Origin of the sequence: Neptuniibacter sp. 2_MG-2023 (assembly GCF_030547495.1) — a bacterium.
Taxonomy (GTDB): domain Bacteria; phylum Pseudomonadota; class Gammaproteobacteria; order Pseudomonadales; family Balneatricaceae; genus Neptuniibacter.
In genome coordinates, this window is the sequence record NZ_JAUOQC010000014.1 from 64,751 (window position 1) to 80,207 (window position 15,457).

15 protein-coding genes are annotated in these 15,457 nt (G+C 44.6%); 14 read left to right on the forward strand and 1 reads right to left on the reverse strand.

The window, feature by feature from the left end; all coding sequences use genetic code 11:
* Positions 1-17: 17 nt before the first annotated feature.
* The 12 genes from Q4486_RS13225 to Q4486_RS13280 all read left to right on the forward strand — a co-directional run bounded on the left by Q4486_RS13225 (position 18) and on the right by Q4486_RS13280 (position 13,015).
* Complete coding sequence (locus tag Q4486_RS13225) at positions 18-1,547, forward strand: NAD(P)H-hydrate dehydratase (protein WP_303519743.1); 1,530 nt, start codon at positions 18-20, stop codon at positions 1,545-1,547.
* Positions 1,540-2,004, forward strand: a complete 465-nt coding sequence (gene tsaE, locus Q4486_RS13230; RefSeq protein WP_303519744.1) for a tRNA (adenosine(37)-N6)-threonylcarbamoyltransferase complex ATPase subunit type 1 TsaE — start codon at positions 1,540-1,542, stop codon at positions 2,002-2,004. Before Q4486_RS13225 ends, tsaE begins: the two co-directional genes overlap by 8 nt.
* A gap of 70 nt (positions 2,005-2,074) precedes the next feature.
* Positions 2,075-3,403: an N-acetylmuramoyl-L-alanine amidase gene (locus Q4486_RS13235; RefSeq protein ID WP_303418861.1), complete on the forward strand. Its 1,329-nt coding sequence runs from the start codon at positions 2,075-2,077 to the stop codon at positions 3,401-3,403.
* 10 nt (positions 3,404-3,413) lie between these two features.
* On the forward strand, positions 3,414-5,294 hold the full coding sequence (gene mutL, locus Q4486_RS13240) for a DNA mismatch repair endonuclease MutL (protein ID WP_303519745.1): 1,881 nt from the start codon (positions 3,414-3,416) through the stop codon (positions 5,292-5,294).
* 11 nt (positions 5,295-5,305) lie between these two features.
* A complete protein-coding gene (miaA, locus tag Q4486_RS13245; protein WP_368389443.1) occupies positions 5,306-6,238 on the forward strand; it encodes a tRNA (adenosine(37)-N6)-dimethylallyltransferase MiaA in 933 nt (310 codons plus the stop codon).
* 125 nt (positions 6,239-6,363) lie between these two features.
* Complete coding sequence (gene hfq, locus Q4486_RS13250) at positions 6,364-6,606, forward strand: RNA chaperone Hfq (protein ID WP_067865939.1); 243 nt, start codon at positions 6,364-6,366, stop codon at positions 6,604-6,606.
* A 6-nt stretch (positions 6,607-6,612) separates the two neighbouring features.
* Complete coding sequence (gene hflX / locus Q4486_RS13255; RefSeq protein ID WP_303519746.1) at positions 6,613-7,917, forward strand: ribosome rescue GTPase HflX; 1,305 nt, start codon at positions 6,613-6,615, stop codon at positions 7,915-7,917.
* 132 nt (positions 7,918-8,049) lie between these two features.
* A complete protein-coding gene (hflK, locus tag Q4486_RS13260) occupies positions 8,050-9,243 on the forward strand; it encodes an FtsH protease activity modulator HflK (protein ID WP_303519747.1) in 1,194 nt (397 codons plus the stop codon).
* The gene (gene hflC, locus Q4486_RS13265; RefSeq protein WP_303418847.1) at positions 9,243-10,115 is read left to right on the forward strand and encodes a protease modulator HflC; all 873 of its coding nucleotides are present in this window, start codon (positions 9,243-9,245) and stop codon (positions 10,113-10,115) included. The genes hflK and hflC overlap by 1 nt, the downstream gene beginning before the upstream one ends.
* A gap of 127 nt (positions 10,116-10,242) precedes the next feature.
* On the forward strand, positions 10,243-10,440 hold the full coding sequence (locus tag Q4486_RS13270; RefSeq protein WP_303418845.1) for a DUF2065 domain-containing protein: 198 nt from the start codon (positions 10,243-10,245) through the stop codon (positions 10,438-10,440).
* Positions 10,441-10,504: 64 nt separating this feature from the next.
* Entirely contained in the window at positions 10,505-11,680 is a 1,176-nt protein-coding gene (locus tag Q4486_RS13275; protein WP_303418842.1) for an ATP phosphoribosyltransferase regulatory subunit, read from the forward strand.
* Positions 11,681-11,719: 39 nt separating this feature from the next.
* Complete coding sequence (locus tag Q4486_RS13280) at positions 11,720-13,015, forward strand: adenylosuccinate synthase (RefSeq protein ID WP_303418839.1); 1,296 nt, start codon at positions 11,720-11,722, stop codon at positions 13,013-13,015.
* Positions 13,016-13,074: 59 nt separating this feature from the next.
* Here Q4486_RS13280 and Q4486_RS13285 read toward each other — a convergent pair whose 3' ends face one another.
* Positions 13,075-13,887 (reverse strand): inositol monophosphatase family protein, encoded by an 813-nt coding sequence (locus Q4486_RS13285; protein ID WP_303519749.1) that lies wholly within the window; start codon positions 13,885-13,887, stop codon positions 13,075-13,077.
* Between the two features lie 169 nt (positions 13,888-14,056).
* Between Q4486_RS13285 and Q4486_RS13290 the strand changes: the two genes are divergently transcribed.
* Both Q4486_RS13290 and iscR read left to right on the forward strand, forming a co-directional pair.
* The gene (locus Q4486_RS13290) at positions 14,057-14,797 is read left to right on the forward strand and encodes an RNA methyltransferase (protein WP_303519751.1); all 741 of its coding nucleotides are present in this window, start codon (positions 14,057-14,059) and stop codon (positions 14,795-14,797) included.
* Between the two features lie 155 nt (positions 14,798-14,952).
* Positions 14,953-15,450, forward strand: a complete 498-nt coding sequence (gene iscR / locus Q4486_RS13295; protein WP_067869944.1) for a Fe-S cluster assembly transcriptional regulator IscR — start codon at positions 14,953-14,955, stop codon at positions 15,448-15,450.
* Positions 15,451-15,457 lie beyond the last annotated feature (7 nt).

The window sequence follows — 15,457 nt, forward strand, 5'->3', positions numbered from 1 at the left end:
AATAATTGGTTCGAGCGATGTCTGTTAACAGAGCGGTTCTTCCGGCGACATTATACACAGCGGAACAAACTCGTGTGCTGGATAGTACGGCAATCAATGAGTTTGGTATTCCGGGTATCCGCCTTATGCAGCGGGCGGGTCATGCTGTTTTTGCTGAAATGCTAGATCGTTTCCCAAATGTAACTGCAATTACAATAGTCTGTGGTGCTGGTAATAATGGAGGGGATGGTTTTGTTGTTGCCTTGCTCGCTAAACAGAAAGGGCTTGATGTCCAACTGGTTTGCGTAGGAGATGAACGCTTTCCTTTAGCGCTTAAAGGTGAGGCGTTATCTGCGTGGGAGCAACTGCAAGCGATCTATCCTAGCTATGAACTTTATAGGCCAGGTATGAGCTTTCGTGGCGGCCTATTAGTTGATGCTATGTTAGGCACAGGGCTTTCTGGTAAGGTTCGTGGTTTATTTTACACTGCGATTGAGCAGTTTAACGCTTCCTCTAAAGCTGTTATTTCAGTTGATACTCCTTCAGGGCTTTGTGCTGACACTGGACGGGTTTTGGGTGTGGCGGTCCATGCTGATATAACCATAAGCTTTATTGGCATGAAGCGGGGCCTGTTGACGGGACAAGCGGTTGATTACTGTGGAACACTGTTGTTTGATGATCTCAAGGTACCTGATGAGGTTTATGAAGCGGTTCCTGTTAATCTTTTTAGAACAACAGAAGAGGATCTCGGTGAGTGTTTGCCGCCTCGATCAAAGTCATCCCATAAGGGACGATTTGGTCACTTATTAGTTGTTGGTGGAGACCATGGTATGGGCGGGGCTGCTCTATTAGCTTCAGAAGCCGCTATGCGAAGTGGGGCTGGTTTAGTCACACTGGCTACACGTTCTGAACATGTGCTGGCTTCGTTAAGTCGCTGTCCAGAGATTATGGTTAAAGGGGTTGATTCAAGCGCCCAGCTGCAACCTTTACTCGATAAAGTAGATGTTATTGTTGTCGGACCAGGGCTTGGTCAGAACGCTTGGGCTGAGCAGATGCTCTTAACCGCGTTAGAGGCTGGTAAGCCTATGGTGCTAGATGCGGATGCGTTGAATTTGATGGTAAGTAAGAATTTATTTAGTAAATTTGAGCTTAAGCAGCGTAATAAATGGCTATGTACACCCCATCCGGGCGAAGCTGCACGCTTACTGGGTGAAACCGTGAATGATATAGAACAGGACCGTTTTGATGCGGTTGAAAGGTTGCAGACTGTTTGTGGTGGCACTGTAGTTTTAAAAGGTGCTGGTTCGCTGGTGTCGGCGGGTGATGCGAGCTATTTGTGTTCTGCTGGTAATCCAGGGATGTCTGTTGGCGGAATGGGTGATGTATTATCGGGTATTTGCGGGGCATTTATGGCGCAAAAGATGAGCCCTGAAAATGCAGCCCGTATCGCTGTTTATGTGCATGCGACAGCCGCTGATTATATTGCTCAGTCTCAAGGGGAGGTTGGGATGTTGGCGTCCGATCTTTTTTTAACGATTCCTAAAGTGATAAATGGTCAATATGAGTAAAGAGTATCGGATTGAGCTGCCTGATGAAGATTCCATGGTCGCCTTTGGTTACAAAATAGCCCAAGCTACAGAAAATGGGGGAGTTGTTTTTTTATTAGGTGATTTGGGTATGGGTAAGACCACCTTAAGTCGTGGTGTTATTAGAGGGGCCGGTCATCAAGGCTCGGTTAAGAGTCCTACCTATACGCTGGTGGAGCCTTATGAAATTAATGGTAAACATATCTATCATTTCGATCTGTACCGTTTATCGGATCCTGAAGAGTTAGAGTACCTTGGTATTCGTGATTATTTTGATGAGGATGCGCTGTGTTTAGTTGAATGGCCAGACAAAGGTCGTGGTATGTTGCCGAAGGCCGATTTAGTGTTGCAGATAGAGTTATTGGGGTATGGTCGGCAGTTAAGCTGGACGCCGCAGACTGAACTAGGCCAGATCATGGCCGATAAGCTTGTTGATTAAAAGATTAGATGTTGGGTCATAAGTTGGGTTAGGGTGTTTTGCTTTTTGTGAAGGGGTTTTTTTAGGCTTTATGCGAATAACGAAGTATAAGCGGGTTGTCAGTTGGTTGTTTTGTACGGCCCTGTCGCTTGGCAGTTTTTTTGTTCAAGGGGCGGAAGTCGAAAAGGTGCGTATCTGGCTTGCACCGGATCATGCTCGTTTGGTTTTTGATCTTTCGGGGCCTGCTACGCATAAGGTTTTTACATTAAATAACCCTGAACGTATCGTTTTGGATATTGAGAATACGACGTTAACGGCAGATTTAGAGCGCCTAGGTCTCGAAAAAAGTCCGGTTGAGCGTATTCGTTCCGGTAAAAACGGTAAAACACTTAGATTGGTATTAGACCTTAAACATGCGGTGCGTCCGAAGAGCTTTGAGCTTAAACCTAATCAAAAATATGGCCACCGTTTGGTCTTGGATCTTTATGAAAAAGAATCCTTAGTTAAAGCGACTAAAACTGCTGAGCCGCAGGCGATAGCTGGCCGAGATATTGTGATCGCTATTGACGCGGGACATGGGGGCGATGATCCGGGTGCTATAGGGAGTGGGCGAGTTAGGGAAAAAGATGTCGTACTTGCGATGGCAAAAGAGTTGAAGCTACGTTTAGATCAAACGCCTGGCTACAAAGGTCAGATGACACGAACAGGTGATTACTACGTTAGCTTGCGTGGTCGAACGTCGGCGGCACGAAAATATAATGCAGATCTTTTTGTCTCAATTCATGCGGATGCGTTCAAAGACCCTCGAGCTAGAGGAGCTTCTGTTTGGGTACTTTCTTCGAGAGGGGCGAGTAGTGAAATGGGTCGATGGTTGGCAAGCAAAGAGAATAGTGCCGATTTGATTGGTGGTGTGGGCAGTGTCAGCTTAGATGATAAAGATAATGTATTAGCGAGTGTGCTGCTTGATATGTCGATGACGGCCAGTCGAGAAGATAGTCGCTCTATAGCGAAAGGCATTCATACTAATATTAAGCGCTTTGCGCGTATGCATAAGTCCCATGTAGAGCAGGCTGGGTTTGTAGTGCTTAAATCACCGGACATTCCTTCCATTTTGGTTGAGACGGGGTTTATCTCCAATCCGGGTGAAGCTGCGAACTTAAAAACCAGAAGTTATCAAAAGAAGATGGCTGATGCGATCTATAAAGGTATTGTGCAACATTTTGAACGGAAGCCGCCGGCTCTAACGCTTATAGCACAGCGTAAAGCAAAGGATACTCGTAGCTACAAAGTTGTACGAGGTGATACCCTCTCCGTTATTGCTTCAAAAAATGGTGTCTCATTGGCATCGCTTCGTAAGGTTAATAGCCTTAAAAATGATACGATCAAAATTGGTCAAGTTCTAAGAATTCCCGCAAGTTAAAGGATTTTTAATGTCACGTATTCATTTGCTATCACCGCGTTTAGCTAACCAGATAGCAGCGGGGGAGGTTGTTGAACGTCCTGCTTCAGTTATAAAAGAGATCTTAGAAAACAGCCTTGATGCCGGCGCTAATAAGGTCGATGTGGAGGTAGAGCAGGGCGGTGTTAAGTTAATGCGTGTCCGGGATAATGGCTCCGGTATAGATAAAGAGGATCTACCATTAGCGCTTAGTCGGCATGCAACATCGAAAATACAGGTGCTGGAAGATTTAGAGGCGGTGGGAAGTTTAGGCTTTCGCGGCGAGGCTTTAGCCAGTATTAGTTCCGTTTCTCGCTTATCATTGACCTCCCGGCAGGCCTCGCAAGAGAGTGCTTGGCAGGTACAGACAGAAGGGCGTGATATGGAGGCTACAATGGAGCCTGCAGCCCATCCTGAAGGGACAACGGTTGAAGTTAAGGATCTTTTTTTTAATACACCTGCCCGTCGTAAATTCCTTAAAACAGAGAAAACAGAATTTCGCCATCTAGATGAAGTGGTTAAGCGCCTTGCGTTAAGTCGTTTTGATGTGGCTTTTCAGTTACGACATAACGGAAAGGTGATCCATCAACTTCGGCAGGCAGATAGCCAGTTAGAGCAAGAGCGGCGAGTTGCTAATATTTGTGGTTCAGCCTTCATTGATAACGCTTTAAATGTTGATGTTGTTGCAGAGGCTTCAGGACTAAGGTTGTGGGGTTGGGTTGGCTTACCTACCTTCTCACGTAGTCAGGCGGATCTGCAGTATTTCTTTGTTAATGGCCGAATGATTAGAGACAAAGTGGTTACTCATGCTGTGAGGCAGGCTTACGCTGATGTTCTTTATCATGGTCGTTTTCCTGCGTATGTTCTCTATTTAGAGCTTGATCCTTCCTTAGTTGATGTGAATGTTCATCCAACCAAGCATGAGGTTCGGTTTCGTGAAAGTCGCTTAGTTCACGATTTTTTATTTAGAACTTTACATAGATTAATTGCAGATATGCGGCCACAAGATCAGCTGGGTGGTGAACGAACGGCTGAAAATGTAGGTTTTGAGCAGGGATTGCAACCCGTTTCAGCTGTTCAAGAGCCGTTGCATGAGCAGGGGAGAATGGCGTTTACTCAGCGATCTGCGGTTCGTTATGGGGAGGGCGCCGCATCTCTTTCTGGGTATAGATCGAGTTATCCACAGCCACCATCGCAGGGGCAGGTTAATGATCAGTTGACCGGCTATGCTGCGTTGCATCCTGATAATACTCAGCAGGCCGCTGAAAATGATGATGCTCAAGAGCAATGCCCTCCGATGGGGTATGCCGTTGCTCAGTTGCATGGGGTTTATATTCTTGCAGAGAATGCACAAGGTTTAATTGTCGTAGATATGCACGCGGCCCATGAACGTATTGTGTATGAGCGTATGAAACAGTCTTACGAAGAAGATGTTGTGCGCTCACAGCCCTTGTTGGTGCCTTTGAGCCTTGCTGTAAGCGAGCGTGAAGCGGATTGTTCTGAAGAGTATGCAGATACATTTAAGCGTTTAGGTTTTGAATTAGCACGTATGGGTGAAGAGACAATCGTTGTACGCCAAGTGCCGGTTTCTTTAGCTAAAGGTAATGTTGAGCAGCTTATTCGAGATGTATTATCAGATATGCTCGTCTATGGTGAAAGTAAGCGAATAGAGCAGCATATTAACGAGTTACTTGGAACTATGGCTTGTCATGGTGCAGTGAGAGCGAATCGGCAGCTAACAATACCAGAGATGAATGCGCTGCTACGTGATATGGAAAATACAGAGCGTAGTGGGCAGTGTAATCATGGGCGGCCTACGTGGAGTCAAATGACGATGAGCGACCTTGATAAATTATTTATGCGTGGACAGTAGTTGAGGGTGATTTGAGTAATTTACCGGTTGTTTTTTTAATGGGGCCTACAGCTTCAGGCAAAACTGATCTTGCCATGCAGCTTTACGATAATATGCCTTGTGAAATAGTCAGTGTTGATTCTGCGATGATTTATCAAGGAATGGATATAGGCACGGCAAAGCCTGATGCTGCCACGTTGGCGCGTTATCCTCATAAATTGATTGATATATGCGATCCCCTTGATGCGTACTCAGCGGCTGAATTTCGTTGTGATGCTTTGGCACAAATTGAAGAAATTCGATCAGCGGGAAAAATTCCTCTTTTGACTGGGGGAACTATGCTGTACTTTCATGCCTTAAAGAATGGGTTGGCCACGTTACCGAAGGCTGATGCAGATGTGCGGGAGCGAATTCTTAAAGAGGCTGAATTGAATGGCTGGGAGAGTATTCATAGTCGTTTAGCTGAAGTCGATCCAGAATCTGCAGCTCGCTTAAATAAAAATGATTCGCAGCGTTTACAGCGTGCCCTTGAGGTGTATGAGATCACTGGTCGGCCTATGAGTGAACTCTGGGCAGAACAAAAAGCACAACAACCTGATTTTTCTATTATTCCTATGGCAGTAATGCCTAAAGATCGTTCTGAACTACATGAACGTATAGAAAAACGCTTTGATATTATGCTGGATCAAGGCTTTATAGATGAGGTTAGGGGGTTGTGGGATCGTGGTGATTTAACGCTGCAAATGCCCGCCGTACGCTGTGTTGGCTATAGACAGGTGTGGGAGTATTTTGCTGGAACTTGGGATTTTGAAACTATGAAATTCAAAAGTGTAGTAGCTACGCGCCAGCTAGCAAAAAGACAGGTTACTTGGCTAAGAAGTTGGGAAAATCTTACTTGGATGGACAGCCATGACTCAAAACTATTATCTAATGCCTTGAAATTAGTGGATGGTGGCATTATATAATGTCATGCTGGACTGAAAAAATGCCGTATATTAGTTGTAATTCGGCTACAGTGAGGCGAATTGTGCGCCGTCAGCAATACTATAACGACAAAATATAAAATATTTCTTGGGAAGGAGTTTGCAAAATGTCAAAAGGGCAATCGTTACAAGACCCTTATTTAAATGCGTTACGTAAGGAACGCATTCCGGTCTCTATTTTTTTGGTAAATGGTATTAAGTTGCAGGGACAGATTGAATCGTTTGATCAGTTTGTCATTCTGTTAAAAAACACAGTTAGTCAGATGGTTTACAAGCATGCAATTTCTACAGTTGTACCTGCGCGCCCTGTAAAACTACCGGCGGCTGACGAAATGAAAGCTGAGGACTGATAATAATTGTTCTTTGAGCGACCGAAGAGTGGCGAATGCGCCATATTAGTACACATGAATTTGGCAGCTGCTGCTGACCAAGAAAGTCCAAAGGAACTCGAAGAGCTGGCATTATCAGCTGGTGCAGATCCGGTTGAATTTCTTACCGGGTCTCTTGGGCATCCGAACCCTAAGTTCTTTATTGGTCAAGGCAAGCTTGAAGAGCTAAAAGTATTGGTTGATCATCACAACTCTGAAGTTGTGATCTTTAATCATGCTTTGAGCCCTGCTCAGGAACGAAACATTGAACATGAAATTCAATGTAGAGTGCTTGATCGTACAGGGCTGATATTGGATATATTTGCTCAGCGTGCGCGTACTCATGAGGGTAAGTTGCAGGTTGAGTTAGCGCAGTTAGATCATATGTCGACTCGCTTGGTTCGAGGCTGGACCCACCTAGAAAGACAAAAAGGTGGTATAGGTCTGCGAGGTCCAGGTGAAACACAGCTTGAGACTGACCGGCGTTTGCTTCGGGCACGTATGAAGTCTATTCATAAGCGCTTAGAAAAAGTACGTAAACAGCGAGATCAAGGGCGGCGCTCAAGAAAACGTGCCGAAGTTCCAACGCTCTCGCTGGTTGGCTATACCAATGCTGGTAAGTCCACACTGTTTAATTCTCTTACAGCCTCTGAGGTTTATGCGGCTGATCAGCTTTTTGCGACGCTTGATCCTACATTGCGCCGTATAGAAATTGAAGATGTTGGGTCTGCGATATTAGCTGATACTGTTGGTTTTATTCGTCACCTTCCGCATAAGTTAGTTGAAGCATTTAGAGCAACATTGCAAGAAACGATTGAAGCAACGTTGTTGTTACATGTTATTGATTGTCATGATGATGACAGGCATGAGCATATAACTGAAGTTGAGCACGTTTTAAGTGAAATCGGGGCCGATGAAGTTCCTGTGCTTGAGGTTTATAACAAAATAGACCTGCTTGAGGGGCGTGAAGCAAGAATCGATCGTAACGAAGAGGGTAAGCCTATTCGTGTGTGGCTTTCTGCTGTTGCAGGCGTAGGTCATGACCTGTTATTTCAGGCTGTGAATGAGTTGCTTGCGGATGATGTTTATCATGATCGTGTCTCTTTACAGCCAGACGAAGGGCAGTTTAGAGCAAAGTTATATGAAAGTGGTGCGGTGCTTTCGGAGCAAATGGATGATAAAGGGTCTATTGTTCTTGAAGTGCGTATACAAAAGAAAGATATGTTACAAATTTTGAGTCGGTTGGGTATGTCTCGGGAACGTTGTTTCCCAATGGAGGTCAATCCTTATTGATTTAATTTGATTGCTGGAGCTGTTTTGTGAATACTTCGGGTATTGCGAGGGGCTGAGTAATATCAATCGAATAATACTTATTGAATTTGTGTGTTTTAATCTAGCTAACTAGTTGTTTATACGGAGTGGCATATGGCTTGGAATGAGCCTGGTGGTAATGGTGATAATAAAGATCCTTGGGGTAGTGGTAATAATAACCGAGGGGGAAATAAAGGGGGTGGTGATCAAGGACCGCCGGACTTAGATGAGGCATTGCGGAAATTGCAGGATAAGCTGAGTGGCATATTCGGTGGTTCCGGTAAAAATAATGCCGGAAATGGCGGTGGTTCAAGTACATCCTCTGGTGGTGCTGGCTTGTTCTGGATTATTGCGCTTATTGCTATCGTGATTTGGGCTGGTATGGGGGTATATACCGTCGATCAGCAAGAACGAGGTGTAGTGCTACGTTTAGGTAAGTATAACGATACTGTTGGCCCTGGTTTACAGTGGAATCCGCCGTTAATTGATCTGGTTGAAAAAGTAAACGTAACGCGTGTACGCACGCGTGATCATCGTGCACTTATGTTGACTAAAGATGAAAATATTGTGGATGTTGAAATGACGGTTCAGTACGTTATTACTGATGCCAAAGGGTTTGTGCTAACCGTTAGAGATCCTGAAGCGAGTCTTTCTAATGCTGCAGAATCTGCACTTCGTCATGTAGTTGGTTCTACCAATATGCATTCAATCTTAACCCAAGGTCGTGAGCAGCTGTCTATTCAAGTGCAGGAACGCTTGCAGGGTTATATGACTGATTATGGTACAGGTCTGCGTATATCTAAGGTCAATATTAAAGAGGCTAAAGCACCTAACCAGGTTCAAGATGCATTCGATGATGTGATCAAGGCGCGAGAAGATGAGCAGCGAGTTAAAAACGAAGCTGAATCTTATGCTAATGGTATTATTCCAGAGGCCCGTGGTCAGGCGCAGCGTGTGCTAGAAGAGGCGAGTGCCTATAAGGAGCAGGTTGTTGCCCGCTCTGAAGGTGATGCTAAGCGTTTTACGGCACTGTTGACTGAGTATGAAAAGGCTCCTGATGTTACTCGTGAACGTTTGTACTTAGATACAATGCAGGAAGTGCTTGCTGCTAACCCTAAAGTTCTTGTAGATGTTGAGGGTGGTAATAACATGATGTATTTACCGCTTGATAAAATCATGCAGAACCGTCCGGTATCGGCAGATGCTAATTCGCCAGTTCGTTTAGATAGTCAAAGCTTGAGAGAAGTGACTGATCAGGTGGTGAATGAGCTTCGTATAAGACAGAGTACGCGTAGGGAGGGTCGATAATGCAATCTAAATCTATGGTAGGCCTAGCTTTACTGGCTGTTGTTGTTTTGTTGGCTCAAAGCTCTCTTTATATAGTGAAAGAAACTGAACGTGCTGTATTGCTGAAGTTTGGTGAGGTTTCTGAGGCTGATGTTGCACCGGGATTGCATTTTAAAATTCCGGTTATGAACAAAGTACGAAAGTTTGATTCTCGTATTTTGACGTTGGATACGCGTCCGCAAGCTTATTTGACACTAGAGAAAAAGCGTTTGATCGTTGATTCTTTTGTGAAATGGCGTGTATCAGATGTGCAAAAGTTCTATACGGCTACCTCGGGTGATGCACTGAAGGCCGCTCAATTGTTATCTGACCGTGTTGACACGGGTTTACGTAATCAATTTGGTGAACGTACTGTTACTGAAGTTGTGTCAGGTGAGCGTGAAGAATTGATGCGTGAGCTGACTAATAAGCTAAGTGCAATTGCGATCCAAGAGTTCGGTGTTGAAGTGGTTGATGTGCGTGTTAAGCGTATTGATCTACCGCAAGAGGTATCTGAATCTGTTTATGGACGTATGCGTTCAGAGCGTGAGCTTGAAGCCCGTGAACTTCGTTCTCGCGGTAAAGAGTTAGCGGAAGGTATTCGTGCGGATGCCGATCGTCAGAGAACGGTTATTGAGGCTGAAGCTTATCGTGAATCTGAAGAGCTTCGTGGTGAAGGTGATGCGGTTGCAGCAAATAATTATGCTAAAGCCTATTCTGCTAACCCTGAGTTCTACTCGTTTTACCGTAGTTTGCAGGCGTACCGCGAGTCATTTTCTCAAAGTGGCGATGTGCTAGTCTTAAAGCCTGACAGCGATTTCTTTAAGTACATGGGGCAACCTGGTGTACGTTAAGAAATGTTGATGTGAAAATGCACAAAAAAACGGTTCAGGGGAAGGCATTCCCCTGATTCCGTGATAGAATACGGCAGCCGGGTTAAAGCCCGGTTTTTTTGTGTGATAAGATTGGGGATATTAAGTAGTGTCATCTGAATTAGTTGATGGTTTGGTGATTGGTTTCTGCTTGATGCTTATACTCGAAGGTATTATTCCATTCCTCTATCCACAGCGTTGGCGCAATCTTGTTCAGCAGCTTGCGCTTGTCAGTGACCGGTCTCTACGTTTTATCGGCCTTGGCAGTATGCTACTAGGGGTTTTTCTTCTCTACGTAGTTCATTAAAGATTTATTGAAGTATCGGGTTTTTGCCCGGTGTGATGTTTTTTTGAGATATACGGAGTACCACATGGCATTGGCAGATCGTTGGCTGCTACCGGAAGGTGTGCAAGAACTTCTTCCTTCGCAAGCCCGTCGCGTTGAAATTTTACGTAGGCGTCTATTGGATCTGTACGAACATTGGGGTTATGAGCTCGTTATGCCGCCTTTGTTTGAACATCTAGAATCTCTGCTTACCGGTGTTGGTCGTGATTTAGAACTCAATACGGTTAAAGCTACGGATCAGATGAGTGGTCATTTGATCGGTGTACGTGCAGATATTACGCCTCAAGTTGCACGTATAGATGCTCACCGTTTGCGTGAATCGGGGGTAACACGTCTTTGTTATGCCGGTCCTGTTGTTCATGCTATGCCGGCACAGCCTTTAGCTTCACGTAATCCTCTGCAAATTGGTGCTGAACTTTATGGTCACTCAGGTATTGAGAGTGATGTAGAGGTTATCTCTCTGATGGTTGAGACCATGCAAATGGTAGGCCTTGAGCATGAGTTGAGTATAGATTTAGGTCATGTTGGTGTGTTTACTGGGTTGATGGAAATAGCTGAGCTGACTGACCAGCAGCAAGATCAGTATCTAGATATATTAAGCCGTAAGGCTTTGCCAGAATTAGAAGTGTTTGTAGCCTCCTTAGATGCGCAGCCTATCATTGCTCAGTGTTTATTAGCGTTACCACGTTTAAACGGTGGTGTTGAAGTACTGTCTCGTGCTCGTACATTATTTGCTGAAGCGCCGAAGCGTGTACTCGATGCAATTGAGTATTTGCAGCAATTAGCTGATCGCATTGCGTTACGTTTCCCTGATTTGGATCAGTATTTTGATCTGAGTGAATTACGTGGTTATAACTATCATACGGGTGTTGTTTTTGCTGCATATACTCCTGCGTTTGGGCAAGCGATTGCTAAAGGCGGCCGTTATGATGAAATTGGCCGAGATTTTGGTCGTGCACGTCCTGCAACGGGTTTTAGTGCGGATTTGCATAGACTGGTTGAGCTCTCTAAAGAGGTCGCTCCAAGTCTTGAAGTAGTTTTGGCGCCAGCTGAGGAGGATGCTTCGCTTTTAGATAAAGTGAAACAGCTTCGTTCCGAGGGTGTTTGTGTGATTTATGCGTTGTCTGGTGTTGAATCGGCAGCAAAGTGTACCGCTCAGTTAGTGCGGTGTAATGGTGAATGGATCGTTAGCGATCTGTAACTTGTATTAAATTTATTAAGTAATCTCAAGTAGGCAGCAATGGGCAAAAACGTAGTCGTTCTGGGTACCCAATGGGGTGATGAAGGTAAAGGCAAAATCGTTGATTTGCTAACAGACCAAGCATCAGCAGTCGCTCGCTTTCAAGGCGGACATAATGCTGGGCATACGTTGGTTATAGACGGTGAAAAAACTGTTTTGCACCTGATTCCATCGGGGATATTACGCGACAATGTCGTGTGTATGATTGGTAATGGTGTAGTGCTTTCGCCGGAAGCGCTGTTGAAAGAGATTAAAGGTCTTGAAGATGCAGGGGTTCCTGTACGTGAGCGTTTGCGCTTAAGCCCTGCTTGTCCTCTTATTCTTCCTTATCATGTTGCATTAGACCAGGCGCGAGAGCTTGCGCGTGGTGAGGCAAAAATTGGTACAACAGGTCGTGGTATAGGTCCTGCGTATGAAGATAAAGTTGCTCGTCGAGGTTTGCGTTTGGCTGACCTTATGGATAAAGAGCGCTTTGCGATTAAGCTAAAAGAGGTTGTGGAGTATCACAATTTCCAGCTTGAGCATTATTACAAAGTTGAGCCGGTTGATTACCAAACCGTTCTTGATGAAGCGTTAGCGATGGGTGAGCAGATTGCGCCTATGGTTGCTGATGTAACAGCAATGCTTCATGACCTGAGAAAAGCAGGTAAGAATATTATGTTTGAAGGTGCTCAAGGATCGTTATTAGATATTGATCACGGCACTTATCCATATGTTACCTCTTCTAATACTACGGCGGGCGGTGCGTCTACAGGTAGTGGTTTTGGGCCGTTATATCTGGATTATATCTTAGGTATCACTAAGGCCTACACTACGCGTGTGGGTGGTGGACCGTTTCCGACTGAGTTGCATTGCAATGTAGGCGAAGGTCTTGCAGAACGTGGTCATGAATTTGGTTCGACTACAGGGCGTGCGCGTCGTTGTGGTTGGTTTGATGCGGTTGCTCTAAAGCATGCGATTCAAATCAACTCTGTATCGGGTCTTTGTTTGACTAAGTTAGATGTTCTGGACAGCATGGATGAGATTAATATCTGTGTAGGTTATAAGGACTCTGAAGGTAATTTGGTTACTTCTCTAAGTGGTAGTGAAGACTACGAAGTAGTAGAGCCTGTTTACGAAACTATGTCGGGTTGGAGTGAAAGTACGGTTGGTGCTCAATCAATTGATGAGCTGCCAGCAGCTGCTGTCGCTTATATTAAGCGTATTGAAGTTCTGGTTGAGGCACCTGTAGATATCATCTCTACTGGGCCTGATCGTATTGAAACGATTATTTTACGCAACCCTTACGAAGTGTAAGGGTTCGTTTAGATACAAAAAAACCGGCATTAGCCGGTTTTTTTTGTATCTAAAAAAGCTTATTTCAAATCATCAGTCAGTGATGGTTGAAGTGCTTTGATTAGGGCTTTAAACATTTTCGGGTTGCCCGCAATTAGATTGCCGTTCTTGCGGAAATCATTGCTGCCTTTGAAATCGCCTACAAGTCCGCCAGCTTCTTGGATAAGGAGTAGGCCTGCTTCAATTTCACTGTAGTTTAGGCCAATTTGATAGTAGCCATCGATTCGGCCAGCAGCGATATAAGCCAAATTAAGTGCTGGGGAACCGCCGTTATAGATGGTGCCGCCAGTAGAGGTGATGTCACGAAAGATATTTAAGTAAGTGTCTAGGTGGTCTTTGTCGCTTTTGCGATTAAAGAAACCTGTGCTAATCAAGGCATTTTCTATGCCTTTATGGTTGCTTACGCGTAATCGCTTACCGTTTAGCTGAGCACCGTGGCCTCGGCTTGCGGTGAACTCTTCATTTGTGATTGGATTCAAAATAAGCGCATGTTCGATGCGGTTATTTTGTTGGCCCGCAATGCAAAGCGCAAAAGTAGGCAAGCCATTGGAGAAATTGGATAGGCTATCAATTGGGTTTATAGTCCAAGTAAATTCAGGGCCTTCGCCGATAGGTGCATGCTCCCCCGTATACTCCCCGATCACTTTGTGATTTGGGTAAGCTTTATGAATCGCCTGAGTAATGCTTAATTCAGCTTTTTTACATGTTTCGCTGATTAATTTTGCTGCATCCGCTTGTTCTGATTTTACAAGATCTAAGCGTTCGACGGCGCGGGTAATCTGTTCTCCTGCGACGCGAGCAGCGCGCAGTGCAATGTTAACCATAGGTTGCATCTGATGGGGACCTAAAGACTGTACAAAATTGAAGCGAGCATTATACCTGAGGATGAGGGTGTCGTGAATAAAAGCTTGTATTAAGTCGTCGATTAGATGTGCTTAATAGCTGAATTGATATCGCTAGGTCTGTTAAAATAGAGTATTTCCTACTTTTAAGGTTAATTTGATGTCAGTTAATGTTCGTATCGTGCTTGTTAATACGACCCATCCTGGAAATATTGGTGGGGTGGCACGTGCAATGAAAAATATGAAGTTTGAAGAGCTGCATCTTGTTGCCCCTAAAAAGTTTCCTCATCCTAATGCTGATGCTCGCGCTTCGGGTGCTACTGATCTTTTAGAGCGTGCTGTTATTCATGAAACCTTAGAAGATGCGATTGCTGATTGTCAGTTGGTAGTTGGGACAAGTGCGCGAGGGCGTCATATTCCTTGGCCTGTTGTTGATCCTCGTGAATTGGCGTCAATCGTCTCTCCTATAATGACAGATAAAAAAGTCGCGATTGTTTTTGGTAGAGAGGATCGAGGCTTGACTAATGAGGAGTTGCACTTATGTCATCATCATGTGCATATCCCATCTAATGAGGCGTTTAGCTCCTTAAATCTTGCGGCTGCAGTTCAAGTTATCACTTATGAGTTACGTATGGCTTCTTTGTATGCTGAGCAAAATAAAGCGCATAAGCCCCAATGGGGTACAGAGTGGGATATGGATTTGGCAGAAAGTGCTGATTTAGAACGGTTGTTTGAGCATATGGAGCAGACGTTGATTGATATAGAATTTTTAGATCCGGAACGTCCGCGTCAATTAATGCCTAGGCTTCGTCGACTTTATCTTCGCTCTTTAATGGATAAGGTTGAGGTGAATGTGTTGCGTGGTATTTTAACAGCGACTCAGAAGCAGCTTAAAAAGTAATCTTTGATTTGGGGCGTGGGGTTGTTCGCTATTCGTGTTAGAATTTGCGCACAAAGTAGGTAAAGCCCTACCAAAGAGGTTGGTTATTTAATTGACCTTTTTAGTCGGGTATTGCATAATGAACTCAAATGCTAACTCGCATCGGGGTAAAGAATATGCGACTGACGACTAAAGGGCGCTATGCTGTGACAGCAATGCTTGATTTGGCTCTTCATGAAGGTAAAGGGCCTATTAGCTTGGCTGATATATCAGAAAGGCAGGGAATCTCTTTGTCATATCTAGAGCAGTTATTTGCAAAACTGCGTAGAAATGAATTAGTGCGTAGTGTACGAGGCCCGGGTGGCGGCTATCAGCTTAATCGTGAACAATCGATTATTAATGTTGCTGAAGTTATCGACGCAGTAAATGAATCGGTTGATGCGACAGGCTGTCAGCGTCATGGCGATTGTCAGAATGGCGAGATTTGCCTCACCCACCATTTGTGGTGCGATTTAAGTGACCAAATTCATGGTTTTTTAAGAAGTATATCTTTGGCTGATTTAGTGGCTAGAAAAGATGTGCAAAATATTTCAGAACGTCAGAATCGAGTCAATTTAGATCAGATTATGACGGGATCAGATACTCTGGCGCTTTCAGATAAAGCGTCTGTATAAGTAGGCT